Consider the following 25,755-nt stretch of genomic DNA (forward strand, 5'->3'; position numbering starts at 1 on the left):
TTTACTGTAACGAATACACGAAATTGTAGTAATATTAAAGAGCCGGCTTCCAACCGGCTCTTTTTATTTATATAGATTTATATAGATGAACCCGGTCATAAAAATCAATCATGAAAGTTCCATTTGCTGTCGCTTTTCTGTTGCTGATAAATATTGCACAGGCACAAACCAATAACGGGGTGGCCGCAAAATATGGTGAAAGCATAACAGCTGCCGGTCTTAGCCGGCAACTGCATATTATTGCAGGCCCGGAAATGGAAGGCAGGGAAACCGCTACACCCGGGCAGGAAAGGGCCGCAGCCTATATTATCAGCCAGTTCTCTGCTGCGGGGCTTCAACCCGGTGCCAACGGTAAATGGGAACAACATTATCCCATTTATTCAGATAGCTTGCTGAAAAGCACTATCACTGTAAGGAATAAAACGTATTCATTTGCAGAGGACTTTCTCGCTGATCTGCGCTCCTCCAACAAACAGGACCTGCAGTTATCCCGTGTATTTTATGCCGGCGAAGGAACAGTAACAGCAGATCGCAACGATTACCGGGATATGGAAGTAAAGGGCCAGGCAGTGATGATCCGGGATGATATACGGAAAGGCTTACAACGCGACCGCCGCAGCCTGGAGGAGAGAATAACTATCGCCAGGCAAAAAGGAGTGGCCGCTCTGCTCATCATCAGCCCTGCAGCAGGCAGGTACCGCTCGCTGGATCAAAAAAGATTACACACTACCGGGCTTTACTGGCAGAAAGACACTACCCCGGGGCCAAACATTTACTATATAACACCCGCACTGGCTGCCGATATACTCAACACCGACAAAGGCGATAATCTCCTCGGGGAAATAGACAGGGGCTGGAACCCGCCGGCAATTACACAAATACCGGTGCATCTTTTTTTTGATAAAGCTGCCACCGTATTTCAGCCCTCCAATGTATTGGCTTACCTGGAAGGCACCGATAAAAAAGAAGAAATTGTTTTTGTAACGGCTCACTATGATCATCTTGGTAAAAAAGACAATGAAATCTATTACGGGGCAGATGACGACGGATCAGGCACCAGTGCTGTGATAGAGATTGCTGCTGCCTTTGCACGCGCAAAAAAGGCCGGTAACGGCCCCAGGAGAAGTATGGTATTCATGACAGTATCCGGTGAGGAAAAAGGTTTGCTCGGCTCACAGTACTACACCGAACATCCCATTTACCCGCTGGCAAATACAGTAACAGATCTGAACATCGACATGATAGGCCGCATTGACCCGGCGCATGAAAAAGATACCAACTACCTGTATATAATCGGCGATAATAAACTCAGTTCTGAACTGCGGCCTGTCAATGAAAAGGCCAATGATACCTATACCCACCTCAAACTGGATTATAAATACAACGATCCCAATGACCCGGAAGGATTTTACTACCGGTCTGATCACTACATGTTTGCCCAGCATGGTATCCCGATTATTTTCTATTTCAATGGCACACACGCCGACTATCACGCACCTACCGATACCGTGGAAAAAATCAGTTATAACCTGTTGGCAAAAAGAGCCCGCCTTGTTTTTTACACGGCCTGGGAAATTGCCAACCGCGAGCAAAAACTGGTGGTAGACAGGCACGAAAAGTAGCCCGATTCCTTTTAATTTTCCGTAAAAAACGCTGTTTTTGCCTGGTTAAAACCTTTTTGTTTTTCTTAACAAAATTTTTTAAATTGTGTAAAGAGTCCTTGTTTTAGATTTATATAATCTTTTTTGCATTTGAATGAACGGATGAACAAGATTTGCTTGTGAGTGTAATAAGGCTATTATTTTTAGGAGGGCCTCCCCAATTAAACATTTTTAACTAAGCTGTTGTTGTTCAATCGGTATTTATAGGATCAAGTGGAAATCGTCGAACCGGCCTTCTGCTATCTGTAACCATATAAACTTACCAGTATGAAAACACCTGCCACCTTTTTTATTTCAAGAGAACACCCCACAAGGAGAGCAACCTTGTGCCCTATTAATCGATGTTGCGACGGAAACACCTAGACGCACGACTGTAGTATTTGATTATAATAATCCTTGTTGTTCAGAATGTTGAAAAACGGAAATGTTTGGAGCACGTAATGGTATACCCTGCCATATTTCAATTTCAGCGCTAATAGTGGAAACCTAAAACTGAGAATGCATGCCTGATTTTTATAACGCTTATTGGTGGCTCTTTTTGCTGAGAGGAATCTTCGCCCTGGTATTGGGAGTGCTGGCCGTTGGATGGCCCGGCGCAACCTTTACCACACTGATCGTTTTCTTAGGCGCGTACCTTTTTATGGCGGGCCTGTTTGCCATAGCAGGGGCTATCGCCGCCAGGAAAACGAATGAGAACTGGGGCATATTCCTGCTTTCCGGTCTGCTGGGCGTTATATTAGGCGTCCTTACCTTGTACAATCCGTTTGCTACTGGTGCAGCCCTGATTTACCTGGTTGCTTTCTGGGCCATGCTGGCTGGCCTGTTTGAATTAATTATTGCTATCAGGCTGAGGAAAGTTATCACCGGCGAAGGCTGGTACATTGCCGGTGGTTTGCTGACAATTATCTTCGGCATTCTCCTGGTTGCAAATCCTGTAGCTGCTGCGGTTACACTTACCTGGATCTTTGGGATTTACGCCATTTTCACCGGGGCAATGCTGATATCACTTTCATTCAGATTGCGTAGCAGGCATTAAAAACAAGAGCTATAATTCAAAAAACGAAAGACTGCGTGGTACCCTGTTTAACTATTTTTAAAAGTACCCCATATGCATGTTTATTCATTCACTAAAACTTTTCCTCATGACTACCGCTACACCTGAATGAGGCACCTGTTGCCGCTTCTTATCAGGGTGTTGATACCCCCCTTTTAATAAGCGTAGCAGGTGCCGGCAGTGTCCCGCCGGAAGGAGACCGGCGCTGTACAACTACTGCTTTAATCGCTTTCTCCCGGCTGTTGTTCCAGCTAATTGTGAATAATTTAAAGTTAACCGTTATGTCATCCACCGAATTTAACAACTTATTACTCGGAAACGCCGACTTCCTGCGGCCTTATGCAGTAACCTTAACAAAAGACGCTGAATCCGCAAAAGACCTATACCAGGAAACATTATTCAGGGCACTGTCCAACCGTGATAAGTACCTGGCCGGTACCAATATCCGGGCCTGGCTGTATACCATCATGAGAAACATCTTCATCAACAACTACCGCCGCGGTAACCGCCAGTTCCGGTTGCTGGACAGTGCGGTGGGCGATTACCTGTTGAGTCACCAACCTTCTGCTATCGGCAACTTTGCCGAATCAGGCCTGCGGGTAAAAGATGTACAGATGGCCGTATATAACCTGCCCGTTATTTTTAAACAACCATTCCTGTTGTACTTTGAAGGATATAAATATTATGAAATTGCAGCTATACTCAACGAGCCATTGGGTACAGTGAAAAGCCGGATACACTTTGCAAGAAAGATGCTGAAAACCCGTATTACACGGCATTAGCAGCAAATTTGCCAATCAATAGCACCACCAGGCTTTTGTGTACAAAAGCCTGCGAACCCTCGGTATGACCATTGAAGCCGCGCTAAAGCGACTATGACCTGGCAGCAGGCTAAACTGCTTTTACACCTGTAGCGTTTGTATCCAACAGGTGAAGAGGTTACTGCTGTATGCCTGTTTACAGGCTTTTGTTTTTCCTTTCTGTCATCCCTCTACTGCTATAAGCACAAATCTTTGTTAAATAACCTCATATTCCTCCCCGGATCATATAAAAACCGGTTTAAAGCCGTTTATTAGCGTATACTTTCATTTTTTTCCCGGTTTCACTACAACTTTCTGTACACCCGGCAACAACAATGCTTATTATTTATGCCAAAAGTTACTTTCAACAACAAGAATGCATTATTCTTTCCGGCCCTGAAATCTGCTGTGGAGGACTACTTCAAAGCAAACAACATCCGGAAAACCGGTAATTGGAAATTATATATCAAAACAGCTATCCTCATTCCGGTGGCCATAGCCCTGTATGTTGCGGTACTGTTCATCCCGGCGCCGGCAATGCTCTCGGTAACTTTATGCGCATTGCTGGGGTTTGTACTGGCAAGTATCGGGTTTAATGTGATGCACGATGCCTGCCATGGCAGCTATTCCACCAACAGTAAGGTGAACGACACACTTGGCCTCACCCTTAACGCTTTGGGAGGCAACGCTTTTATCTGGAAACAGAAGCACAATATCATCCATCACACCTATACCAATGTAGATGGTTTGGATGATGATATCGCCAAAAGCCCGCTCATGCGGCAGTGCAGCTCCCAGAAATGGGTGCCTATGCACAGGATCCAGCATATTTATGTGGTACTGATATACGCCATTTCCTCTTTTGCCTGGGTATTTATCATGGACTTTGTGAAATACCTCAGCCGTAAAGTATATACCACCGCGTTGCAACCCATGAAACTAACCGACCATATGGTGTTCTGGGGCAGTAAAGTATTGTATATCGCTTTCTATATTGTACTTCCTATCGTTTTGCTGGGCTGGCAGGCCTGGGCCATTGGTTTCACTGTTATGCACATGGTAATGGGCTTCACCCTGGCCATCGTATTCCAGCTGGCGCATGTAGTGGAGGAAACCGAATTTGAAGCTGTAGGCGAAGATGCCAGGCTGATTGAAAACGAATGGGCCATTCACCAGATCAAAACCACTTCCAACTTCGCACCAGGACATAAAATCATTTCCTGGCTCGTAGGCGGCCTCAATTACCAGGTGGAACATCACCTGTTCCCAAGGATCAGCCATGTGCATTACCCGGCGCTCAGCAAAATTGTGGCCGCCAAATGCGCAGAACATAATCTTACTTACAATTGCATCCCTACCATGCAGGGTGCGGTAGTATCCCATTTCCGCTTCATGAAAGCGCTCGGAGCGAAGCCATAGCGGAGATCGCCTTCGGCGATTTAAATTGTCTTGGAGCAGGATTACGCTGATTTTACTGATTTATTGGATTTGAACAATTTTGATTTTATAAGATTAAGGGAGATAAAAGCGACAATATCCGCCTATATCTCCCTTAATTATTTCTAAAAATCCAAAAAATAAAAATCAGGTCAATCAGTAAAATCAGCGTAATCAGCGTTTCAAGACAAAATCCGCATCGCCGAAGGCGAGTCTATTCCTTTTTCGTACTTTTACACCCTTCAGAAATCTATAAACAGCAGTCGTGATGAAGGCAAATTATTTAGATGAGCTTAACGAACAACAGCGGGAAGCAGTAACACATATCAACGGCCCTTTGATGATTGTAGCAGGCGCCGGTTCGGGAAAAACCAAGGTGCTCACCACCCGTATTGCACACCTGATGCGGAACGGCGTGGATGCGTTTAATATTTTATCCCTCACTTTTACCAATAAGGCCGCACGGGAAATGAAGGAACGTGTGGAAAAGATCCTCGGCGGCAGCGAAGCCAGGAACCTTTACATTGGTACCTTCCACTCTGTATTTGCCCGCCTCCTGCGTGCAGAAGCACACCGGCTCGGCTATCCAAACGACTTTACGATTTATGATACCGACGACGCTAAAAGCGTTATCAAAACCATTATCAACGAACTGAATCTTGACGATAAACATTATAAGCCCAACTTCGTATACAACCGCATCTCCGCTGCCAAAAACAGCCTCATGGGACCGGAAGAATACCAGCTGGACAACCTGGTGCAACAGGAAGATATGCGCGCCAACAGGCCACTGATCGGCAAAATATATGACATGTACGCCAAGCGCACGTTTAAGAACGGCGCTATGGACTTCGACGACCTGCTGTTTAAAATGTATGTGCTACTCAAAACATTCCCGGAAGTATTGCATAAATACCAACACAAGTTTAAGTATATCATGATCGATGAGTACCAGGATACCAACCCTGCCCAGTACGAAATCATCAAATTGCTCGGGGCTGTGAATGAAAATATCTGCGTAGTGGGAGATGATGCCCAGAGTATCTATTCTTTCCGCGGCGCCACCATCGAAAATATCCTCCAGTTTGAAAAAGATTATGACGATGTGAAAGTGGTAAAACTGGAACAGAACTATCGCAGTACCAAGTCCATCCTGAATGTAGCCAATGAGGTAATTGCGCATAACAAAGGACAGATCGAAAAGAACCTCTGGACAGATAACAATGAAGGCGATACCATCAAACTGGTACGCACCATGACAGACAACGAAGAAGGTAAATTTGTAGCCGATACCATTGCAGAACAAAAACTGCGGAACCATTACGAAAACCGTGACTTCGTAATCCTTTACCGTACTAATGCGCAGAGCCGCTCTTTCGAGGAAAGCCTTCGCCGGAAAGCCATTCCTTACCGCATCTTCGGGGGACTGTCGTTTTACCAGCGCAAGGAAATCAAAGACTACGTGGCGTATCTCCGCGTTACTATGAACACCCGCGACGAGGAAAGCCTGAAAAGGATCATCAATTATCCTGTACGCGGTATCGGTAAAACCACCATCGAAAAAACCATTGTGCTCAGCAATGAACATAATCTCACTATGTGGGAAGTGCTGGAAAGAGCGCGGGAATTCGGGTTTAAAGGCGGTACCTTGGAAGCGATAGAAGCCTTTGTGATCATGATCAAAAGCTTCCAGGCAATGCTCTCCTCGCACAATGCCTATGATGTGGCTGTTGCGGTGGGCAAATCTACCAACATTGTAAAAGAGCTGTTTAATGATAAAACTACGGAGGGGCTTGCCCGTTATGAGAACGTGCAGGAACTGCTGAACTCCATCAAGGAGTTTACCGAAACTCCCGATGAAGAAGGAGAACTGCTCGATAAAAGCATGGGCTCCTATCTCCAGCAGATCACCCTGCTTACAGATGCCGATCAGGGCAATGATGAAAACAGCGATGTGGTGAAGCTGATGACCATCCACGCGGCGAAAGGGCTGGAGTTCCCGGTGGTATTCACGGTGGGCCTGGAAGAAACCCTGTTTCCCAGTGGCATGTCTATCAACACACGGGAAGAACTGGAAGAGGAAAGGCGACTGTTCTATGTGGCCATTACCCGCGCTAAGGCCCGTTTATGGCTTACTTACGCCAACAGCCGTTACCGTTTTGGTAACCTGGTACAAAATGAGCCGAGCCGTTTCCTGGAAGAAATGCCGGAGAAGTTCATTGACCGCAGTTATGCCGGCGGAGGCAGTGTTCGCAATGCTTTTGGCGGGGGCGGCAATGTAGGGTGGAGCAACACGAACAATATGTTCGACCGGAAAAAATCGCCCTCTCAACCTTCTCAGCCGGTACAGAAGCCTGCTGCCAAACCAGCATTTTCTCCTGCTACCACTCATGTGCCTTCGGCCGATTTTGCCCCGGATGATCCGGCTGGCATGGAGCCCGGCATGCAGGTAGAGCACCAGAAATTCGGATTTGGTACCATCGCGGCAATGGAAGGCGCCCCCAATAACAGGATCGCTACTATCAATTTCCCTAAAGGCGGTGGCGAGAAGAAAATCATGCTGAACTACGCCAAGCTGAGAATAGTAAGATAAATGACATGAAAACCGCCATACTAAAGCTCCGGCAGTTTTGTGCATACCAGGAGCGGAGTCACCAGGAAACAAAGTACAAGTGCCTGGAACTGGGCCTGAGAGGAGAAGAGGTGGACGAAGCCATTGCGGAGCTGATAGCAGATAATTTCCTCAACGAGGAAAGGTTTGCCAAAGCCTATGCCGGCGGGAAATTCCGCATCAAGCAGTGGGGGCGCAAAAAGATCATAATGGAACTGAAGCAGAAACAGGTATCTGCTTACTGCATTAAAAAAGGAATAGAGGAAATTGATGAGGATGATTATATCGCCGTGCTTCATAAACTGGCAGAGAAGAAGTACCTGTCGCTCAAAGGCGAAACAGCCCTGAAACGCAAATATAAAACCATGCAGCACCTCCTGCAAAGAGGCTTTGAACCGGAGCTCATCAACGACGCACTTGAACAAATCGCAAAGAATGAGGTCTAAGCGGGCAATAATTTGAAAAGTTTCTAACCCGTGAGGACGTAATTTTGTGACCACAATAACCGATAATGTCAGATCTGAAAGTAACACTCATACAAACCCAATTGCACTGGGAAGACAAAGAGGCCAACCTGCGTATGTTTGATGAGAAAATCAACAGCATTAAGGAAAGGACCGAAGTGGTATTTTTACCCGAGATGTTCAGCACAGGGTTCAGTATGCAGCCTGAGCGCCTGGCCGAAACAATGGATGGAACAGCCGTGCAATGGATGAAGAAGAAGGCGGCAGAGAAAAACATCATTATCACTGGTAGCCTGATCATTGAAGAAAACGGCGAATACCTGAACCGCCTCGTATGGATGCTGCCCAACGGTACCTATGGCACCTACGATAAGCGCCACCTGTTTGGTTATGCAGGAGAGCATGAACATTATACTCCCGGAAATAAACGCCTGATTGCCCAGGTAAAAGGCTGGAAGATCAACCTGAATATCTGTTATGATATGCGCTTCCCCGTATGGGCGCGCAACAGCATCCAGCCGGATACCAATGAAGCGGCCTACGACGTGCTGGTATATGTAGCCAACTGGCCGGAGCGCCGCAAAACCGCCTGGACTACCCTGTTACAGGCCCGCGCCATCGAAAACCAGGTGTTTGCCATCGGGGTAAACCGGGTAGGCAACGATGGTAACAATATCTACCACAGCGGGGAAACCAGCCTGATTGATCCAATGGGAGAAATCATTTACCGCAAATCACACGACGAAGACATCTTTACGTATACCCTTCAACGTGAGCGGCTCGAAGAAGTAAGGAAAAATATTCCTTTCCTGAAAGATGCCGATGCATTTACAATTGTTCCGAAGGGATAATTGCACTATCCTAACCAACAGTAAAATATTGATATGTTATTACAGGCAGTCCATCACATCGCGGTTATCTGTGCCGATTACTCCAGGAGTAAAGCATTTTATACCGATGTGCTGGGCCTGCAGGTAATACGTGAAGTATACCGGGAGGAACGCGATTCCTGGAAACTGGACCTGGCACTGGGCAACCAGTATATTATTGAACTGTTTTCTTTCCCGGACCCGCCGCCGCGACCCAGTCATCCGGAGGCCTGCGGGCTTCGCCACCTGGCTTTTGCAGTGGCCGATATTGAAGCCGCTGTGGCCCGTTTACAGCAAAAAGGGGTCAGTACGGAACCCCTGCGAACAGATCCCCATACCGGCCAACGGTTTACTTTTTTTGCAGATCCCGATGGTCTGCCACTTGAGTTATACGAAGTCATTTAACACCTGTAAAATTTTGTTGTTATGTCTGTTGCCTACATCAACGCCCGGATATTTACCGGGGAAGAGATATTGGATGATCATGCAGTGATTGCACAGGATGGGAAAATTACCAGTATTGTTCCCTTATCAGAATGGAAAACCACCGGTAGCGAAACAGACCTGAAAGGCGCCCTGCTGGCGCCTGCCTTTATAGATCTCCAGATTTATGGCGGCAATAGCCAGGTGTTTTCCATGTATCCATCGGTTACTTCACTGGCGGCTACCGTGGCTTACAGTAAAGGTGGCGGCGCTGCCTGGATCATGCCTACCGTGGCCACTATCAGCCCGGAAATTATGCTGGAGGCCATGAAGGCGGTAAGAGCCCACTGGGAACAGGGTGGCCAGGGAGTACTGGGTTTACACCTGGAAGGACCCTTTATCAACCCTAAGAAAAAAGGCGCACACCTCGAACAATATATTCATGCCCCCACACAGGACGATATTAACTGGATCCTGGAAAACGGCCGCGATGTGGTGAAGATCATGACCCTGGCGCCGGAATGCTGCGATCCCGAACTGGTACGGCAACTGGAAGCTGCCGGCATCGTGATATTTGCCGGCCATAGCAACGCCACTTACGCCCAGGCCTATACGGCATTTGATGCCGGGATTCACCATGCCACCCATCTTTTTAATGCGATGTCGCCCCTGGAAAGCCGCGCTCCCGGCCTTGTTGGGGCTATTTATGATCACCCGCATGTATCTGCCAGTATAGTGGCAGATGGTGTTCATGTAGACTTTGCCTCCATCAGGATCAGTAAAAAGATCATGAAGGAACGCCTGTTCCTGATCACAGATGCCGTGGAAGAGAATAAAGAGGGCGGATACATTTATATTAAAGAGACAGACCGTTATGTGAGCGCCTCGGGTGTTTTGTCCGGCTCACGGCTCACAATGACCAAAGCTGTCCGCAATTGTGTGGAGCAGGTGGGTATCCCGCTGGAAGAAGCTTTACGTATGGCATCGCTGTACCCGGCCCGTGCAATTGGCCGTGAGCACGCATTGGGCCGCATTGCCGTAGGGTATGATGCCGCCCTGGTAGCCATTGCCTCTAACTGGGAAACTACAGTATACTGTTAATAGCCCTATCTTCGCAGGATTAATAATACTGTATATCCGCATGAGCGCACTAATCCGCTTCCTGAAAAAAGACCAGTATAGATACCTGTTCCTGCTCTCCTGGCTGGTACTGGGCCTCCTGCAGGCCTGCTTCTCCGAGTTGTGGGATGATGAAGCCTATTACTGGGTGTATTCCCGTCATATGGATTGGGGCTACTTTGATCATCCTCCCATGATTGCGCTGTTCATTAAAATCGGGTACGGGATTTTTCATAATGAACTGGGAGTAAGACTGCTTATTGTAATTGTAAATACGCTCACCCTTTGGGTTACCGCCAGGCTGGCGGCTTCAAAGGATAATAAGCTCTTTTACCTGCTGGTAGGCTCTATGGGCGCTATGCAGATAGGTGGTATACTGGCAGTGCCGGACTTGCCGCTTATCTTCTTTGCCGCAGTATATTTCTGGGTTTACCGTAATTTTATAAATGAACAAACCTGGAAAAATACGCTGTTGCTTGGCATTTCCATGGCATTGATGTTTTACAGTAAATATCATGGCGTCCTGCTGGTATTCTTTACATTGCTTTCTAACATCAACCTGTTAAAGGTTTTCAAGTTTTATGTGGCCTGTATACTCACCACGGTACTGTTCCTGCCACATATCTACTGGCAATACACCCACGGCTTCCCTTCGCTGCAGTATCACCTGGTAGACAGGAACGCATCTTCCTATGATATCAGCTACTCGCTGGATTACCTGGGCGGGCAGTTATTACTATTCGGTCCTTTAATGGGCTGGCTTATATTGTACTATGCTTTCCGCAGCCCGATCACCAATTCTTTTGAGCGCGCCCTGAAATTCTGTGTAATTGGCGTGTTGTCCTTTTTCCTGCTCAGCACCTTCAAAGGCAGGGTAGAGGCTAACTGGACAGTGATGCTATTTACGCCGGTAGTGATACTGGCGCACCAGGCCATTGTGAGGAAAGGCTGGTCGCAGAAATGGTTGTTGTATACGTTGCCGGTTACTTTGTTACTGGTACTGGTAACGCGGGTATACATGATATGGGATTTTATGCCGGGAGTGGAAATAAGACCTGAAATTCACCACAACAAAGAATGGACATCGCAGGTAGCGGCCCGGGCGCAGGGCAAGCCTGTAGTATTTGTGAACAGCTACCAGCGCCCATCGAAATATATGTTTTATACGGGGCAGCTTTCGTATAGCCTCAACAGCCGCTATGCCCGCAGGAGCCAGTATAATTTCTGGAATACGGAAACAGAGCTATGGGGTAAACCAGTCATGGTAGTATCGGACCCGGGTACAGGTATTCCTATTACCGACAGCCTGAAAACCGTTTATGGTACATGGGATTACTACATTCAATCTGATTATTACTCTTACTCGCTGATACAGCTGAAGCCCGCGCTGAAAAGCATCCGGGCAAAACGTGGGGAACATGTAAATGTGATCCTGCAACCTACCAATAATTACCATCAGCCCATCCGGCTCGACAGGACCAATGAACCGGTACTGGGTTACGGTTTTATGGATAAAGACGAAGCGCTGCCACCCGTGAAATCTTCCATGACCCTGGAAAGAGCCGTGCTCCGGCGCCTTATCAACCTGGAAGTGGTGATGCCCGATAAGCCGGGCAAATACCAGCTGAAGTTCTGCGTATTTGCCGGCGACCTCCCGCCCACCCACAACAGCCCGGTGATACCGGTAGTGGTGGAGAAATAATGCAGCGGAGGGGATCGCCTTCGGCGATTGTCTTGGAACACTGATTATGATGATTTTGCTGATTAGCTGGATTTGATCATTTTGGATTTTAAAGGATTCGGGGAGATATAAGCGGGTATTTGATTGGCATAGCATTTCTGATTAGATGGAATAGAACATAAAAAATCCCGGTTGCTTAAAACAACTGGGATTTTAAGTATGAATCATATTAAAATTTCAATAAAATATCCGCTTATATCTCCCCGAATCCTTTAAAATCCAAAATGATCAAATCCAGCTAATCAGCAAAATCAGTTTAATCCTGAGTCAGACAAAATCCGCTGCATTACTGCTGAAAAGCATTCCAGCCCTGCGCTACCAGCTTGAACTTGTTGCCTCCTTTGGTGAGGATATGCGCTCCTTCAGTAATGTCGGTCATGTAGCCGATCACGCTGATCTGCTCATTGAGCACAATTTTGTCGTAGTCGGCCTGCTTCATGGTGAACAGCAGTTCGTAGTCTTCCCCTCCACTCAATGCGCAGGCGGTAGGGTCCAGGCCAAATTTCATGGCAATTTCCCTGCTTTCCTGGGCAATGGGAATCTTTTCTTCATACAGCACTACGCCCAGGTTACTTTGTTTGGCGATATGCAATATTTCAGAGCTGAGGCCATCGCTTACATCCATCATTGCCGTAGGCTTAATGTCTTCCTGTTGCAGGAACTCAATAATGTCTTTACGGGCTTCGGGTTTCAGCTGCCTGCCAATGATATAGGTCTGATTCTCCAGGTCAGGCTTTACGCCCGGGCTTTCCAGGTAGATCTTCTTTTCCCTTTCCAGGAGGGTGAGTCCCAGGTAGGCAGCGCCCAGGTCGCCGGTAACGCATAACAGGTCGCCCTTTTCAGCGGTGGACCGTTTTACGAATTGATCGGGTGTTACTTCTCCAATGGCCGTAACGCTGATGATGAATCCTTTTTGTGAATTGCTGGTATCGCCACCGATCAGGTCTACCCCGTATTTTTCACAGGCTGCGTATACGCCTTCATAAAATTCGTTCAGCGCTTCCAGGGAGAAGCGGTTGGAGAAGGCAATGCTCACGGTGATCTGCGTGGGCGTGGCATTCATGGCGTAGATGTCTGACAGGTTCACTACCACCGATTTATAACCCAGGTGTTTCAGCGGGGTATACATCAGGTCGAAGTGAATACCTTCTACCAGCATATCCGTGCTGATCACGGTTTGTTTGCCGAAGTGGTCAATTACTGCGGCATCATCGCCTACACCCAATACTGTGCTGGCGTTTTGTATTTCTATGTTCCTGGTGAGATAGTCGATTAACCCGAATTCTCCCAGGTCCTGTATTTCTGTTCTTTCCTGTTCCATCTTCCCAATACTTATTTGCCGTTAACAAGATCTAGTAATGCACTATGGATATGGCCGTTAGTGGCCAGTATCTTCTTCTGGTAGGGGGAGAAACGGTTGCCTGAAAAATCGGTTACTTTTCCTCCCGCTTCTTCTACAATGAGGTAACCGGCAGCAGAATCCCATGCCTGGAGATGGTGCTCATAAAAGCCATCGAAGCGGCCGCAGGCCACCCAGCAAAGATCTATGGCTGCTGAGCCCAGCCGGCGAACGGGAATGCCTTCTTTAATCACACGCTCAAAAACCACCAGTGGATTATTGGGCATGTCCTGCCACTGGTAAGGAAAACCTGTTACCAGGCAGGATTTCGATACATCAGCTTTGGCGGAAACATGGATCGGCTTGCCGTTCAGGGTGGCGCCCTGGCCTTTCTCTGCTACAAACAGTTCATTCATGAAAGGATTGTAAACCGCTCCCAGCACCATTTCCCCGTCTTTTTCCACACCTATGGATACACAACAAATGGGAATACCATTGGCGTAGTTAACTGTACCATCTATGGGATCAATGATCCATTTTACGGAAGAATCTGTTTTTATTTCACCCACTTCCTCGCTCAGGATAAAATGATCTGGATAAGTTTCCCTGATAATATTGATGATAGCGGTTTCAGATTTTTTATCCACTTCCGTTACCAGGTCATTCACAGTACTTTTACTGCTCACCTCGAAAGGACCGTTGAAATATTGTTGCAGTATTTTTCCGCTGGCTTCAGTAGCTTTGAGTAAAGTTGTTTTTAACATGCCGCAAAGGTAATACGAATTACGAATTATGAATTGCGAATTATAACCTACATCTTTTGGATATATTATATGTATAGATGACTTAATGTTACCACATAATCTGTAATTCCGAATTATCAGTCAACTTATATTCAAGATTCCACTTATTTTTGTAGTTCAATTAAAGAGAGGGAAAGTTAATGGCCATCATAGGTAATCTTATTTCCAGGTCACTACGTATCAGGAAGAAGTTCACATTTAAATTAGGAACACCTCGCCAATACCAGCTGCAGGTGCTGCACCGTTTGCTGGAGAAGGCCAAGGATACAGAGTTTGGTCGCCACTACCAATTTCAGGAAGTATTGGACAGTGCTAATTTTATAGGGCATTACCGCGATAAAGTACCTGTGCATAACTACACCAAAATGCACGCAGAATGGTGGTACCGCTGCCTGGAAGGCGAAGCAAACGTAAGCTGGCCGGAGAAGATCAAGTATTTTGCACTGAGCTCCGGTACCTCAGAATCCGCCAGCAAGCATATACCTGTTACCAAAGCCATGCTGAGAACTGTGAAGAAAGTGGGCGTGAAGCAGCTGTATTCAATGGCTAACTTTAATATCCCGCCACGCTCCTTTGAAAAAGGTATCCTCATGCTGGGCGGAACTACTTCATTATTTGAGAAAGGCGATTACTATGAAGGCGATATGAGCGGCATCCAGGCCAAAAATATCCCGAAATGGTTCCGTCGTTTTTATAAGCCGGGAGGCAAAATTTCCCGCAAACCGAACTGGGAGCAGCGTATCAAGCTGATTGTGCGCAAGGCAAAAGACTGGGATGTGGGTACTGTTTGCGGCGTGCCTGCCTGGGTACAGATCGTACTGGAAGAAATTATCAAATACCACGGCGTTAAAAATATCCATGAAATATGGCCTAACCTGGCTGTATATATTCATGGGGGCGTGTCTTTTGAGCCTTACCGCGACAGCTTCCAGAAGCTGCTCGGAAAGCCCATTGCGTTCATAGAAACCTACATGGCCTCCGAAGGATCTTTTGGTTTCCAGGCACGGCCTGGTACCAAAGGCATTAAGCTGGTGCTCAATGCCGGCATCTTCTATGAGTTCATTCCTTTTAATGAAGAGAACTTCGATGCGGAAGGGGAAGTAAAGCCCAATCCGAAATCTTACATGATCCATGAGGTGGTGGAAGATGTGGAATATGCCGTAATGCTGTCTACCTGCGCGGGCGCATGGCGTTACCTGATTGGCGACGTAGTGAAATTTACTTCCGTAAAGGAACATGAAATAGTGATTGTGGGTCGTACCAAACAGTTCCTCAGCCTCTGCGGGGAACATATGAGTATCGACAACATGAACAAAGCCATTGATAACGTGCAGAAAAAACTGGGGATCACCGTCCGTGAATTTACCGTAGCCGGTTTTCCTTATCAGAACCTGTTTGCGCACCGCTGGTATGTAGGTACAGATACGCCGGGTGTGGATGCGGAAAAAGTACGCGAAATCATCGATCAAACCCTTGCGGAGGTAAATGATGATTATGCCGTAGAACGTTCTGCCGCCCTGAAGGAAGTGTTTGTGGAGATATTACCGAATGATGCGTTTATAGATTACCTCCGTTGCAAAGGCAAGGAAGGCGCCATGAATAAGTTTCCCCGTGTAATGAAAGGTGAAAAACTGAAAGACTGGGAGAAATTTCTTGCCGGAAAAACCGTTAAGAGTTAAGTTGCACCTGTGACACGGAAATTATACGCATGATAGCATCAATTGTAGCGGGACTGGGGCTTGGATTATTTCTTTCCTTATCGGTAGGCCCGGTAATATTCGCGATTATTAAATACAGCATCAATAATGGCTTTAAGGCAGGCATCAGTTTCGCACTGGGCGTGTCTTTCAGTGATATCATGTTTGTGTTGACAGGTAACCTGGCCACTTCTTTTATCAGCGGCCTGGAAGAATACAAAAGATCTATAGGCGTTGTAGGCGGTTTTTTACTGATAGGCATGGGGATTTACGGGCTGTTGTTTAAAAAAGTAAAGATCAGTACCGGGGATGAAAAACCGGAGATGTTCCGCACCCACGACTATCTTAAAATCTGGCTTGCTGGTTTTTTGATGAATACACTGAACCCGGGCGTTATTATTTTCTGGCTGGGGGTTTGTGTTGCCAACAGTGCTACCACGGCCGGTCACCGGATCATTATGTACGCGGTTTGCTTAAGCCTGGTATTATCTGCAGATATCCTGAAGGTGTTTGTATCTGATAAGATCCGCCATAAACTGACGCTTACCAATGTAGAATGGCTGAACCGTATTGCAGGCGCAAGTATGATCATTTTCGGGGTGGTGTTGCTGTATAAGGTACTATTCGATGTTGGTGCAATGGGCCACTAAGTTATTTGTTATAAAGAAAAAAGCCTTCCGTATATCACGGAAGGCTTTTTCTTTTATTGGAGGTGTTTATTATCCTTTGATGGTCCAGGTTTCGTTACCTGCCAGTAATTTATCCAGGTCGCCAGGGCCTTTTTTAGCCAGCGCTTCTGTTAACTGGTAACCCATGATATCTTCATAGGTAGGACGGAAAGCCTCGTAGAAGATACCGAACGGACGGGGTAAATGCCCTTCAATACGCACATCGTCAAACATACGGGTGAGCAATTGCGCTTTGTAGAAATCATTTTCATCATGGATCCACAGGTCGCTTTCTGAGTATTCAGCGCCCAGTTCCACTACTACCGGCTTTAAGCCATCCAGGCGAACGCCTTTGTTTTTGGCGGCGCCAAACACCAGCGGCTTGCCCTGTTCCACAAAAATGGTTTCATCGGCTTTGCTGCTCTTTTCAGTGAAGGCTTCAAAAGCGCCATCATTGAAGATGTTACAGTTCTGGTATATTTCCAGGAAAGAAGCGCCTTTATGCGCATGGCTGCGTTTCAGCATTTCCTGCAGATGCTTGGGATCACGGTCCATACTACGGGCAATAAAAGTAGCATCTGCACCCAGGGCCAGGGCCATTGGGTTAAAAGGATGGTCGATACTACCCATTGGAGTGGATTTGGTCACCTTGTTCTCTTCTGAAGTAGGAGAGTACTGTCCTTTGGTTAAACCGTAGATCTGGTTGTTGAACAACATGATGTTCACATCAAAGTTACGGCGCAGCAGGTGAATGGTATGGTTACCGCCAATGGATAAGCCATCCCCGTCGCCGGTTACAATCCACACGCTCAGCTCAGGGCGCGCTGCTTTCAAACCGGAAGCAATGGCCGTGGCACGGCCGTGGATAGAGTGCATCCCATAAGTGTTCATATAGTAAGGGAAGCGCGAAGAACAACCGATACCGGAAACGATCACAATATTTTCGCGGGGCACTCCCAGCGAAGGCATAATAGTTTGTACCTGCTTAAGTATAGAGTAGTCGCCGCAGCCAGGGCACCAGCGTACTTCCTGGTCCGTTACAAAGTCTTTTGATGTAAGTGGCGCCTGCGGGGCTATAGTTGCTGTTGACATTAGTATGAGTTAAAATAAAATATTATAGAGTCCGTAAAGTTACGATAGATAGCTGTAATTATCAGCTCACTGTGCCTGTAATTCTTCCCAGAATTCTGCTGCCCGGCGGGTATGAGGAATCACAATGGTGCCGCCTACAATATTGGCCACTGCGAATATTTCATACATTTCTTCGGTAGTAACACCCTGTTCATACGATTTTTCAAGATGGTATTTGATACAATCGTCGCAACGCAGCACCATGGAAGCCACCAGCCCCAGCATTTCCTTGGTTTTGGTGCTCAGCGCTCCTTCTGCATAAGTATTGGTATCCAGGTTGAAAAGCCTGTTAATCACTTTATTCTGTTTGCCCAGTATTACCTCGTTCATCCTGGCACGGTAGTCGTTAAACTCCTGGATCGCATTGCCCATATAACTGTTGTTTATGATGTTAGTTTATCGTTTCACCCAATAAAGCTATGAAAGGATTTACAAATATAGATTAATCTACTGGTTAAGTAGACTATCCGGCCTATAACCTATATTTATGGATCATAACCAAAAGTTATTAGACGTAAAAGGGCTTTAAATTAGTCTATTGATATGATAGACTTTTGTATATTGAGCAGATAAACCCTCTTTTTCAACAAGATCTGTAATCTGAAAAATGACAACAACCAACTTCTCCCTGCTACTGGCGCTGGCATTGTGCGCAGGCAGCACCCTGCGGGCGCAGGAAAAAAAGCTCACCGGGTACGATAGCAACGCCGCCTCCCGGCAGCTGGAACTGGAAAGCCGCTTCGACAAACAGTTAAGCACCACCCATATAGGCGAAACTATCAAAGCATTATCTTCCCAACCTCACCATATTGGCTCTGCCAGGGGCAAAGCAGTAGCGGAAGACATCCTGCAGCGCTTCAAAAGTTATGGATGGGATGCCGAAATAGTCACTTACCAGGTGCTTTTCCCCACTCCAAAAGAGCGCGTGGTAGAGCTAAAAGGGCCCACTACCTATAAAGCGCTGCTGAAAGAGCCTGCCCTGAAGGAAGACGCTACCTCCGGCCAGGAAGGCCAGCTGCCTACCTATAACGCCTGGAGCGCCGATGGCGATGTGGAAGGGGAACTGGTATATGTGAATTACGGCCTCCCGGAAGATTACGAGTATCTCGACCGCGCAGGGATCAACGTAAAAGGCAAAATAGTAATTGCCAAATACGGTCGCTCCTGGCGGGGAAGCAAACCTAAAGTAGCACAGGAGCATGGCGCCGCCGGCTGTATTATTTACTCTGATCCGAAAGACGATGGCTACTACGCCGGCGATGTGTACCCGGAAGGAGCCTTTAAAAATGAATATGGCGTGCAACGCGGTTCCGTAATGGATATCGTAATTTATCCCGGCGACCCGCTCACACCTAATACAGGCGCTACGGCCAACGCACAACGACTCGATCGCCTGCAGGCGCCCAACCTGCTGAAGATACCTGTACTACCTATCAGCTACCACGATGCCACTCCGTTGCTCAAATCCCTGGAAGGGCCTGTGGCGCCTGACGAATGGAAAGGAGCCTTGCCATTTACCTATCATATTGGCGGCGGTAAAGCCAGGGTGCATTTGAAATTGTCGTTCGACTGGCAAATACGCCCCTGCTATAATGTGATCGCCAAACTGAAGGGCAGCGAACAACCCGACCAATGGATTATCCGTGGCAATCACCACGATGCCTGGGTGAACGGCGCCGCTGATCCCATCAGCGGGTTGGCCGCTCTCCTGGAAGAAGCCAAAGCCATTGGTGCATTACATAAACAAGGCTACCAGCCAAAGCGTACCCTGGTGTACTGCGCCTGGGACGGAGAAGAACCGGGCCTGCTGGGCTCTACCGAATGGGCGGAAGACCATGCCGCAGAACTGAAGGAAAAGGCGGTGGTATACATCAACTCCGATAATAATGGCCGTGGCTTCCTGAATGCCAGCGGCTCCCATGCACTGGAAACCCTGGTGAATGAAGTGGCCCGTGATATTACCGACCCCCAAACCCAGGTGAGCATCCTGGCCCGCAGGCAGGCGGCAGACGTGCTGAAAGCCGCTACGCCAAAGCTGAAAAAGGAAAAACTGGCTAAACAAGGTATCGCCATTGGTGCTATGGGCTCGGGCTCCGACTATTCCTCCTTTTTACAGCACCTGGGAGTGCCTTCCCTTGATGTTGGTTTTGGGGGAGAAGATGCAGGCGGCGAATATCACTCCATCTACGATTCTTACGACGATTATACCCGGTTCAAAGATCCCGGTTTTAACTATGGCGTAGCGCTTTCCCAAACTGCCGGCCATACCGTTCTGCGTTTAGCCAATACCGTTACCCTGCCATTCGATTACCGCAAATTGTATGAAACGGTAAACGGGTATGTGAACGAACTAACGGAGCTCACCGGCAGCCTGCGGGAATCAACCACCATAGAAAACCAGTTGATCCGCGACCGCAAGTACCAGCTGGCCACAGATACAGCCAAACACCTGTTGCCACCAGTTCCCAAATCAGAAGTGCCATACCTGGATTTTTCCCCTTTGCAGAATGCCCTCATTGGCTTAGATACGATCACTGCTTCACTGGCCGCCAGGAAAACTCTCCCAGCTACTGCCAACAAAGCGCTTTACCAGGGAGAGCAACAACTGCTGAATGATGCCGGCCTGCCCGCCCGTAACTGGTATAAGCATACCCTGTATGCTCCGGGCTTCTACACCGGCTACGGCGTTAAAACCATCCCCGGTGTAAGGGAAGCCATTGAACAGCGCCGCTGGAAGGAAGCACAGGAACAGATCAGCGTAGTGGCGACGGCCATTAACCGCCTGGCGGCCTATTTAGGGAATATCCATTAGCGATCGCCTTCGGCGATATAAATTGTCTGACTCAGGATTAAACTGATTATAAGGATTACCTGGATTTGATCATATAAGATTTAAAAATTTGAGGGGATATCCCCGAATAATATTCGCTAATATCTTCCCGAATCCCTTAAAATCCCATAGCCAAAATCCAGGTAATCCTTATAATCAGTTTAATCCTGAGTCAGACAACACCCGCGCCGAAGGCGCGGGTGTCACCGCTGCCCGGCCGCTTCCCTGAGGTAGTCCTTCACTCCTTCCACGATGGCGGTTACTATTTCGCGTTGGAAGGCCGGGTCCAGTACTTTTTCTTCATCGCCGGGATTGCTGAGGAAGAGTGTTTCCACTAAAGCATCCGGGAACTCTGTAGGGTTGTTAAGAATAAAATTGAAGTCAGCATTATTCCCGAAATCATAAAGACCGGTTTGCAGCAAGCGCTCATGGATAGCGGCATTGAGCGGTTCGCAGAAAGGATGTTTATAGTAAGTGGCGGTGCCATATACATCCACAGGGTTGCCGGAAGCATTGAGGTGAATGCTCAGCAGCAGATCGGGATCGGCCCTGCGGAAAAAGGAAAGCCGGTCTTCGTTGGCCACAAACTTTTCTGTTGTTCGCGACATGATCACGGTTGCCCCTTCTCTTTCAAGTAATGTTTTCAACTGCAGGGAAAGTACCAGGGTCATGTTTTTTTCCACGGCGCCGGTAAGGCCTGTGGCGCCCGGATTACTACCCCCATGGCCGGGGTCGAGCCCTATTACCATATTTTTAAGCGACAGGTTTTTCGGTACACGTTTAACCTTTACCGTGATGCGGTTATTATCGTAATACACCTGGTAGCCCCAAGGTGCATGTTGCAGGGAGATCACCATACGGCATACATCCGGTGATGGCTGCCCCCATGCTACAGATGTAATTTCTTTGGTGTTCTGGAGCAGGGTGTTCAGCCCTTTTTCTGCATAAGCGCCGTGGATATCGATGATAATCTTTTTGGAAGAAACCAGTTGCGTGGAGGTATAAGGCAGCTTATCCGATAACGCCACGGATACATAGTCATATTTTTCATCTCCCCATATTTTGGCATCGTCTGCAATGCTTACGGGAAGCTCTTCCTGCGGGATCTCGGTGTCTACCAGCGGTTCGGGAATAAAAGCGGTGGTGCGGGAAGATAGTCTTACTTTATAATAGTCGCCCTGTCTTCCTACAATATGTAAAAGCACATCTTTATCGAGGTAACCGATCTTATCCGGTCCAAGCCGGTCGCCATGCGGACTTGCAGTGAGATAAGTCATATTATCGATGGTACGGCCGGTGAACGGTATTGCATTGCGCATTACGCTGTAGCGGTAAGGACTGCCCAGGATAGCTGTTTCCCCGTTTTGTTTGCGCAGCCGCACCATAATTTTTCCATTCAGGAGTGAGTCGCGTGGTTGTATTACATACATGCCACTGTAAAAGCCAGGTACGCCGCCTGTTTGTGAAACGGGCATTTCTTTGAGTGGTACATCATTGAACCAGCTGGCGTTTTGACCGGGATAGCCTTTCATCTTTATCCGCAAGGTATCGCCTTCGGAAAGCTGGAGGTTTCCTGATGGAGATATCTCTATATAATCTATCCGGAAAATACTGGTAGCTGAAGGAGCCGGCGGCTGGTTGTAGTAATAAGTAATATTTTTCGTAGATGTTTCCCCGTTAGGAGCAGTAGCAGTAACAGAGTAGGTATTCCTGCCGGTTGCCAGTTCATATTTTGCCGCAAAGGTGCCGGTATTGTATACGTGTACGGTATCGTTATTAATCCTTACTGTGCAGCCAACACAGGTGCGGCCGGCAATAAATTGCCTGGATGTATTCACATTATTCTGCTCCCTGGAAGGTTGACTGATACGCAGTGTTGCCTGGCTGCTTGCAAGAAAGGGGATACAAATGGCAACAAAAAATGTAGAAAACAACTTAGCTAATAGCGTCATACCCTGTCATCAATATCTTTGAAAGATGGTAAAGATAAGCAGGTGAGGGGAATAGGAAAAAAGCATTTGGAAAAATGCAGCGAAATAAAATACCCCGCTGCATTTTTCAGTTGCTTTGCGCCGGTGTTTACCAGCTGTATTTATTGTCTGCAATCAGTTTGTCTGCAATTCTTCTGCGGGCATCTTTTGCATTGAACGGTTCTGCTTTGGTAAAGCGTTTGAGGCCCAGCAGCATCATACGTTGTTCATCGCCTTCCGCAAAGGCGTTGATGGCGTCTTTACCGGATTTATTGATACGGTCGGCCGCATCGTAAATAAAGGTGCGCACAATATCCGCCTGCAGGGAAGCGGCGCTTTCGCCTTTACTGTTGGTGAGCTTAATAAGGCGCAGCAGCGCGCTTTCTGCCACAAAGGTTTCAATGGCCATATCGGCAATATCCATCAGGATCTCCTGCTCGTTTTCCAGTTTCACCATCAGTTTCTGTGCGGCGGCGCCGGCAGCCATGAGGATAGCTTTCTTGAAGTTAACGATCATCTTCTTTTCCTTACTGAAGGCGCTTTCATCATCGTTGCCAAAGTCGGGAATGCTCATCAGTTCCTTCATTACATTCATGGCCGGCGTCATCAGGTCGAGTTTACCTTTCAGGGCGCGTTTCAGCGTCATGTCGAGGGTGAGCAACCGGTTGATTTCATTGGTGCCTTCAAAGATGCGGTTGATGCGGGAATCGCGGTAAGCTTTTGAGATGATGTATTCATCACTGAAGCCGTTGCCACCGTGGATCTGTACGCCTTCATCCACTACATAGTCCAGCACTTCGGAGCCATTTACTTTCAGGATGGCGCATTCCACTGCATATTCTTCTGCGGCTCCCAGCAAGGCTTCATTGAAAGGCTTACCTTCTGCCAGCAGTTCTTTTTCTTTTTCATCGATCAGCTGTGCGGTGCGGAACAGGGCTGATTCCGAGGTCCAGGTACGGATAGCCATTTCCGCCAGTTTATGTTTGATTGCACCGAAATTGGCGATGGGTTGTTTAAACTGTGTACGGGTATTGGCATATTGTACGGAGGTGTTGATACATTTTTTGGCGGCGCCCAGTGCGGCGGCGCAAAGTTTCAGCCGGCCTATGTTCAGGATGTTAAACGCAATGAGGTGGCCTTTCCCGATTACGCCCAGCACATTTTCAACAGGTACTTTGGCATCCTGGAAATAGATTTGCCGGGTAGAAGATCCTTTGATCCCCATTTTATGTTCTTCTGCGCCCAGTGTAAAACCGGGTGTTCCCTTATCTACAATAAAAGCGGTGAATTTATCGCCGTCAATTTTTGCAAACACGGTAAACACATCGGCAAAGCCGGAGTTGGTGATCCAGCTTTTTTGCCCGTTCAGGATATAGTGCTTACCGTCTTCTGTTAATTTGGCGGTGGTTTTAGCGCCCAAAGCATCAGAGCCGGAATCAGGCTCTGTAAGGGCATAAGCGCCTTTCATTTCGCCGGTGGCCAGCTTGGGGATATATTTTTGTTTTTGTTCTGCAGTACCAAAATAAAGGATCGGTAAAGAGCCGATACCAGTATGTGCAGCCATGGCAACGGAGAAAGAGTGACCGGCGCCCAGTCCTTCGTTGATGATAGTAGCCGTTACAAAATCTTTACCCAAACCACCGTATTCCTCGGGGAAAGAGGCGCCCAGTAAACCCTGTTCGCCGGCTTTTTCCAGCAGCGAGGGCATCAATCCTTCTTCCAGCTTATCTATCCGCTCTACAATCGGTGTTACCTCTTTACTGATGAACTGATCTGCCATGTCTTTGATCATCAGCTGCTCTTCCGAAAAATCTTCGGGAGTAAACACTTCCTCGGGAGCACTCTCCTTAACCAGGAATTCGGCGCCTTTGAGCGCAGTCTTATTTTCAACTGTTGCGTCCATGTTACTGTATTTTTGGTAGTTCTGTAATTTACTGAAAAAAGCATTAAGCAAAACCGGTCACCGGGAGGGCTAAACTGATTTCCCCGCAATACTTACCTGTTAATTCACTGAATGTAAATCAAATGCGGCATTCCTGTAAAAAGGAAAGGTTTTTTAACAAAAAATAAATAACACCGGCAGGTGGCAGAGTACGCCTCAGGGCGCGCCATGGTAGCCCTGTTCAGAGATAAGACTTATATAAGCCTTATATAAACCTTATGTAAGCTTTATATAACCCTTATCTATAAGATATGGATTATGTAAGGCTTACTATTCTTTTTCTAAAAAGTACAGTATAAATATGCCTGGAAACGGTGATCCATGGCCCTTCTGGTGGCCCCGGACAATCATATCCATCGTCATTATGCATTTATTCTGTATCATTGTTCCCCTTTATGCCTGATTTTTATCTGTCATATTTGAAAAGCCGGTTTCATGGCACTGTGGAAGGTGCCGGGGAGGAGCTATTGATCTGTTTACACGGTTTTGGTGAAAGCGCCGCTCATTTCCGGCCGCTAACCGCCACCTTGGGCGATACCTTCACTTTGGTAGCGCTGGATATGCCCCTGCATGGCAGCACCCAATGGGAGGAACAACGTGTTTTTGAGAAAAATGACCTGGCAGCGCTGGTGGAAATGATACTGCAACAACATGGAAAGCAACGTTTTTCCCTGTTAGGCTACAGTATGGGAGGGCGTCTTTCCCTGTGCCTCGTGGAAAAAATGGCCGGACGGATTAACCGCCTTATCCTCGCGGCAGGAGATGGGCTGAGAAATAACCCCTGGCATATGTTTGTTACCCAAACTGCGGCCGGAAACAGGCTGTTTAAATACAATACATATCATCCACGGCTGTTTTTTACGTTATTACATACATGGAGAAAACTGGGCTTCCTGAACCAGAGCGTGTATAAGTTTGCGTTGCACCGTATGAACGAACCGGAGAAAAGGGAGCTGGTGTACAACGTATGGACCAATTTGCGCCGTATGATGCCGGATAAAAAGCAGTGTAAACAATTATTGGCCAGGTATAACGTTCTAACTCTCCTGATATTCGGGAAATACGACCGTGTAATTCCACCTGTACTGGGTACCCGCTTTGCGGATGGTTCCTTTCCCTGCAAAATACTGGTAATGGAAAAAGGGCATCAGCTGATATCCGATCAGCTGGGGCTTATCATCAAAACAAACCTTTAA

At 47.4% G+C, this 25,755-nt stretch carries 20 protein-coding genes; 14 read left to right on the forward strand and 6 right to left on the reverse strand.

Features of this window, described 5'->3' with window-relative positions; all coding sequences use genetic code 11:
- The first annotated feature begins 110 nt into the window (after window positions 1–110).
- The 10 genes from VIM72_RS05030 (at window position 111) to VIM72_RS05075 (ending at window position 12,140) form a co-directional block, all read left to right on the forward strand.
- Window positions 111–1,622, forward strand: coding sequence for a M28 family peptidase (locus VIM72_RS05030; protein ID WP_332001774.1), 1,512 nt, complete (start codon window positions 111–113; stop codon window positions 1,620–1,622).
- A gap of 541 nt (window positions 1,623–2,163) precedes the next feature.
- Complete coding sequence (locus VIM72_RS05035) at window positions 2,164–2,697, forward strand: HdeD family acid-resistance protein (RefSeq protein WP_332001775.1); 534 nt, start codon at window positions 2,164–2,166, stop codon at window positions 2,695–2,697.
- Window positions 2,698–2,996: 299 nt separating this feature from the next.
- Complete coding sequence (locus tag VIM72_RS05040) at window positions 2,997–3,497, forward strand: RNA polymerase sigma factor (protein ID WP_332001776.1); 501 nt, start codon at window positions 2,997–2,999, stop codon at window positions 3,495–3,497.
- A gap of 366 nt (window positions 3,498–3,863) precedes the next feature.
- Window positions 3,864–4,934 carry an acyl-CoA desaturase gene (locus tag VIM72_RS05045; protein WP_332001777.1) on the forward strand — a complete coding sequence of 357 codons (1,071 nt, stop codon included), beginning with the start codon at window positions 3,864–3,866 and terminating at the stop codon, window positions 4,932–4,934.
- Between the two features lie 286 nt (window positions 4,935–5,220).
- Complete coding sequence (locus VIM72_RS05050; protein ID WP_332001778.1) at window positions 5,221–7,545, forward strand: ATP-dependent helicase; 2,325 nt, start codon at window positions 5,221–5,223, stop codon at window positions 7,543–7,545.
- A 5-nt stretch (window positions 7,546–7,550) separates the two neighbouring features.
- Window positions 7,551–8,009, forward strand: a complete 459-nt coding sequence (locus VIM72_RS05055) for a regulatory protein RecX (protein ID WP_332001779.1) — start codon at window positions 7,551–7,553, stop codon at window positions 8,007–8,009.
- A 65-nt stretch (window positions 8,010–8,074) separates the two neighbouring features.
- Complete coding sequence (locus tag VIM72_RS05060) at window positions 8,075–8,878, forward strand: amidohydrolase (RefSeq protein ID WP_332001780.1); 804 nt, start codon at window positions 8,075–8,077, stop codon at window positions 8,876–8,878.
- 33 nt (window positions 8,879–8,911) lie between these two features.
- Entirely contained in the window at window positions 8,912–9,301 is a 390-nt protein-coding gene (locus tag VIM72_RS05065; protein ID WP_332001781.1) for a VOC family protein, read from the forward strand.
- 21 nt (window positions 9,302–9,322) lie between these two features.
- Complete coding sequence (gene nagA, locus VIM72_RS05070) at window positions 9,323–10,420, forward strand: N-acetylglucosamine-6-phosphate deacetylase (RefSeq protein WP_332001782.1); 1,098 nt, start codon at window positions 9,323–9,325, stop codon at window positions 10,418–10,420.
- Between the two features lie 40 nt (window positions 10,421–10,460).
- A complete protein-coding gene (locus VIM72_RS05075; RefSeq protein ID WP_332001783.1) occupies window positions 10,461–12,140 on the forward strand; it encodes an ArnT family glycosyltransferase in 1,680 nt (559 codons plus the stop codon).
- A gap of 325 nt (window positions 12,141–12,465) precedes the next feature.
- Here the strand turns inward: VIM72_RS05075 and thiL are convergent, their stop codons facing one another.
- Both thiL and VIM72_RS05085 read right to left on the reverse strand, forming a co-directional pair.
- Window positions 12,466–13,500 carry a thiamine-phosphate kinase gene (gene thiL, locus VIM72_RS05080; protein WP_332001784.1) on the reverse strand — a complete coding sequence of 345 codons (1,035 nt, stop codon included), beginning with the start codon at window positions 13,498–13,500 and terminating at the stop codon, window positions 12,466–12,468.
- Window positions 13,501–13,511: 11 nt separating this feature from the next.
- Window positions 13,512–14,282 carry an inositol monophosphatase family protein gene (locus VIM72_RS05085; RefSeq protein WP_332001785.1) on the reverse strand — a complete coding sequence of 257 codons (771 nt, stop codon included), beginning with the start codon at window positions 14,280–14,282 and terminating at the stop codon, window positions 13,512–13,514.
- 179 nt (window positions 14,283–14,461) lie between these two features.
- Between VIM72_RS05085 and VIM72_RS05090 the strand changes: the two genes are divergently transcribed.
- Together VIM72_RS05090 and VIM72_RS05095 are read left to right on the forward strand one after the other, a co-directional pair.
- The gene (locus tag VIM72_RS05090; RefSeq protein WP_332001786.1) at window positions 14,462–16,000 is read left to right on the forward strand and encodes a GH3 family domain-containing protein; all 1,539 of its coding nucleotides are present in this window, start codon (window positions 14,462–14,464) and stop codon (window positions 15,998–16,000) included.
- Window positions 16,001–16,029: 29 nt separating this feature from the next.
- On the forward strand, window positions 16,030–16,668 hold the full coding sequence (locus VIM72_RS05095) for a LysE family translocator (protein ID WP_332001787.1): 639 nt from the start codon (window positions 16,030–16,032) through the stop codon (window positions 16,666–16,668).
- A 69-nt stretch (window positions 16,669–16,737) separates the two neighbouring features.
- Here the strand turns inward: VIM72_RS05095 and VIM72_RS05100 are convergent, their stop codons facing one another.
- Window positions 16,738–17,778 carry a 2-oxoacid:ferredoxin oxidoreductase subunit beta gene (locus VIM72_RS05100; protein WP_332001788.1) on the reverse strand — a complete coding sequence of 347 codons (1,041 nt, stop codon included), beginning with the start codon at window positions 17,776–17,778 and terminating at the stop codon, window positions 16,738–16,740.
- 66 nt (window positions 17,779–17,844) lie between these two features.
- Window positions 17,845–18,189 carry a carboxymuconolactone decarboxylase family protein gene (locus tag VIM72_RS05105; RefSeq protein WP_209856631.1) on the reverse strand — a complete coding sequence of 115 codons (345 nt, stop codon included), beginning with the start codon at window positions 18,187–18,189 and terminating at the stop codon, window positions 17,845–17,847.
- Between the two features lie 235 nt (window positions 18,190–18,424).
- Between VIM72_RS05105 and VIM72_RS05110 the strand changes: the two genes are divergently transcribed.
- Window positions 18,425–20,629 carry a transferrin receptor-like dimerization domain-containing protein gene (locus VIM72_RS05110; protein ID WP_332001789.1) on the forward strand — a complete coding sequence of 735 codons (2,205 nt, stop codon included), beginning with the start codon at window positions 18,425–18,427 and terminating at the stop codon, window positions 20,627–20,629.
- Between the two features lie 221 nt (window positions 20,630–20,850).
- Here VIM72_RS05110 and VIM72_RS05115 read toward each other — a convergent pair whose 3' ends face one another.
- Together VIM72_RS05115 and VIM72_RS05120 are read right to left on the reverse strand one after the other, a co-directional pair.
- Window positions 20,851–22,599 (reverse strand): N-acetylmuramoyl-L-alanine amidase, encoded by a 1,749-nt coding sequence (locus tag VIM72_RS05115; RefSeq protein WP_332001790.1) that lies wholly within the window; start codon window positions 22,597–22,599, stop codon window positions 20,851–20,853.
- Between the two features lie 127 nt (window positions 22,600–22,726).
- Window positions 22,727–24,520: an acyl-CoA dehydrogenase family protein gene (locus VIM72_RS05120; RefSeq protein ID WP_332001791.1), complete on the reverse strand. Its 1,794-nt coding sequence runs from the start codon at window positions 24,518–24,520 to the stop codon at window positions 22,727–22,729.
- Window positions 24,521–24,978: 458 nt separating this feature from the next.
- On the opposite strand from VIM72_RS05120, the gene VIM72_RS05125 reads away from it, so the two are divergent.
- A complete protein-coding gene (locus VIM72_RS05125) occupies window positions 24,979–25,755 on the forward strand; it encodes an alpha/beta hydrolase (protein WP_332001792.1) in 777 nt (258 codons plus the stop codon).

Source organism: Chitinophaga sp. (genome assembly GCF_036569185.1).
In the GTDB taxonomy this organism is placed as follows: domain Bacteria; phylum Bacteroidota; class Bacteroidia; order Chitinophagales; family Chitinophagaceae; genus Chitinophaga.

Bases quoted from the DNA above. Each gene is read 5' to 3' on its own strand.
- VIM72_RS05030 (WP_332001774.1), top strand. From the start codon at position 111: ATGAAAGTTCCATTTGCTGTCGCTTTTCTGTTGCTGATAAATATTGCA.
- VIM72_RS05035 (WP_332001775.1), top strand. From the start codon at position 2,164: ATGCCTGATTTTTATAACGCTTATTGGTGGCTCTTTTTGCTGAGAGGA.
- VIM72_RS05040 (WP_332001776.1), top strand. From the start codon at position 2,997: ATGTCATCCACCGAATTTAACAACTTATTACTCGGAAACGCCGACTTC.
- VIM72_RS05045 (WP_332001777.1), top strand. From the start codon at position 3,864: ATGCCAAAAGTTACTTTCAACAACAAGAATGCATTATTCTTTCCGGCC.
- VIM72_RS05050 (WP_332001778.1), top strand. From the start codon at position 5,221: ATGAAGGCAAATTATTTAGATGAGCTTAACGAACAACAGCGGGAAGCA.
- VIM72_RS05055 (WP_332001779.1), top strand. From the start codon at position 7,551: ATGAAAACCGCCATACTAAAGCTCCGGCAGTTTTGTGCATACCAGGAG.
- VIM72_RS05060 (WP_332001780.1), top strand. From the start codon at position 8,075: ATGTCAGATCTGAAAGTAACACTCATACAAACCCAATTGCACTGGGAA.
- VIM72_RS05065 (WP_332001781.1), top strand. From the start codon at position 8,912: ATGTTATTACAGGCAGTCCATCACATCGCGGTTATCTGTGCCGATTAC.
- nagA (WP_332001782.1), top strand. From the start codon at position 9,323: ATGTCTGTTGCCTACATCAACGCCCGGATATTTACCGGGGAAGAGATA.
- VIM72_RS05075 (WP_332001783.1), top strand. From the start codon at position 10,461: ATGAGCGCACTAATCCGCTTCCTGAAAAAAGACCAGTATAGATACCTG.
- thiL (WP_332001784.1), bottom strand. From the start codon at position 13,500: ATGGAACAGGAAAGAACAGAAATACAGGACCTGGGAGAATTCGGGTTA.
- VIM72_RS05085 (WP_332001785.1), bottom strand. From the start codon at position 14,282: ATGTTAAAAACAACTTTACTCAAAGCTACTGAAGCCAGCGGAAAAATA.
- VIM72_RS05090 (WP_332001786.1), top strand. From the start codon at position 14,462: ATGGCCATCATAGGTAATCTTATTTCCAGGTCACTACGTATCAGGAAG.
- VIM72_RS05095 (WP_332001787.1), top strand. From the start codon at position 16,030: ATGATAGCATCAATTGTAGCGGGACTGGGGCTTGGATTATTTCTTTCC.
- VIM72_RS05100 (WP_332001788.1), bottom strand. From the start codon at position 17,778: ATGTCAACAGCAACTATAGCCCCGCAGGCGCCACTTACATCAAAAGAC.
- VIM72_RS05105 (WP_209856631.1), bottom strand. From the start codon at position 18,189: ATGGGCAATGCGATCCAGGAGTTTAACGACTACCGTGCCAGGATGAAC.
- VIM72_RS05110 (WP_332001789.1), top strand. From the start codon at position 18,425: ATGACAACAACCAACTTCTCCCTGCTACTGGCGCTGGCATTGTGCGCA.
- VIM72_RS05115 (WP_332001790.1), bottom strand. From the start codon at position 22,599: ATGACGCTATTAGCTAAGTTGTTTTCTACATTTTTTGTTGCCATTTGT.
- VIM72_RS05120 (WP_332001791.1), bottom strand. From the start codon at position 24,520: ATGGACGCAACAGTTGAAAATAAGACTGCGCTCAAAGGCGCCGAATTC.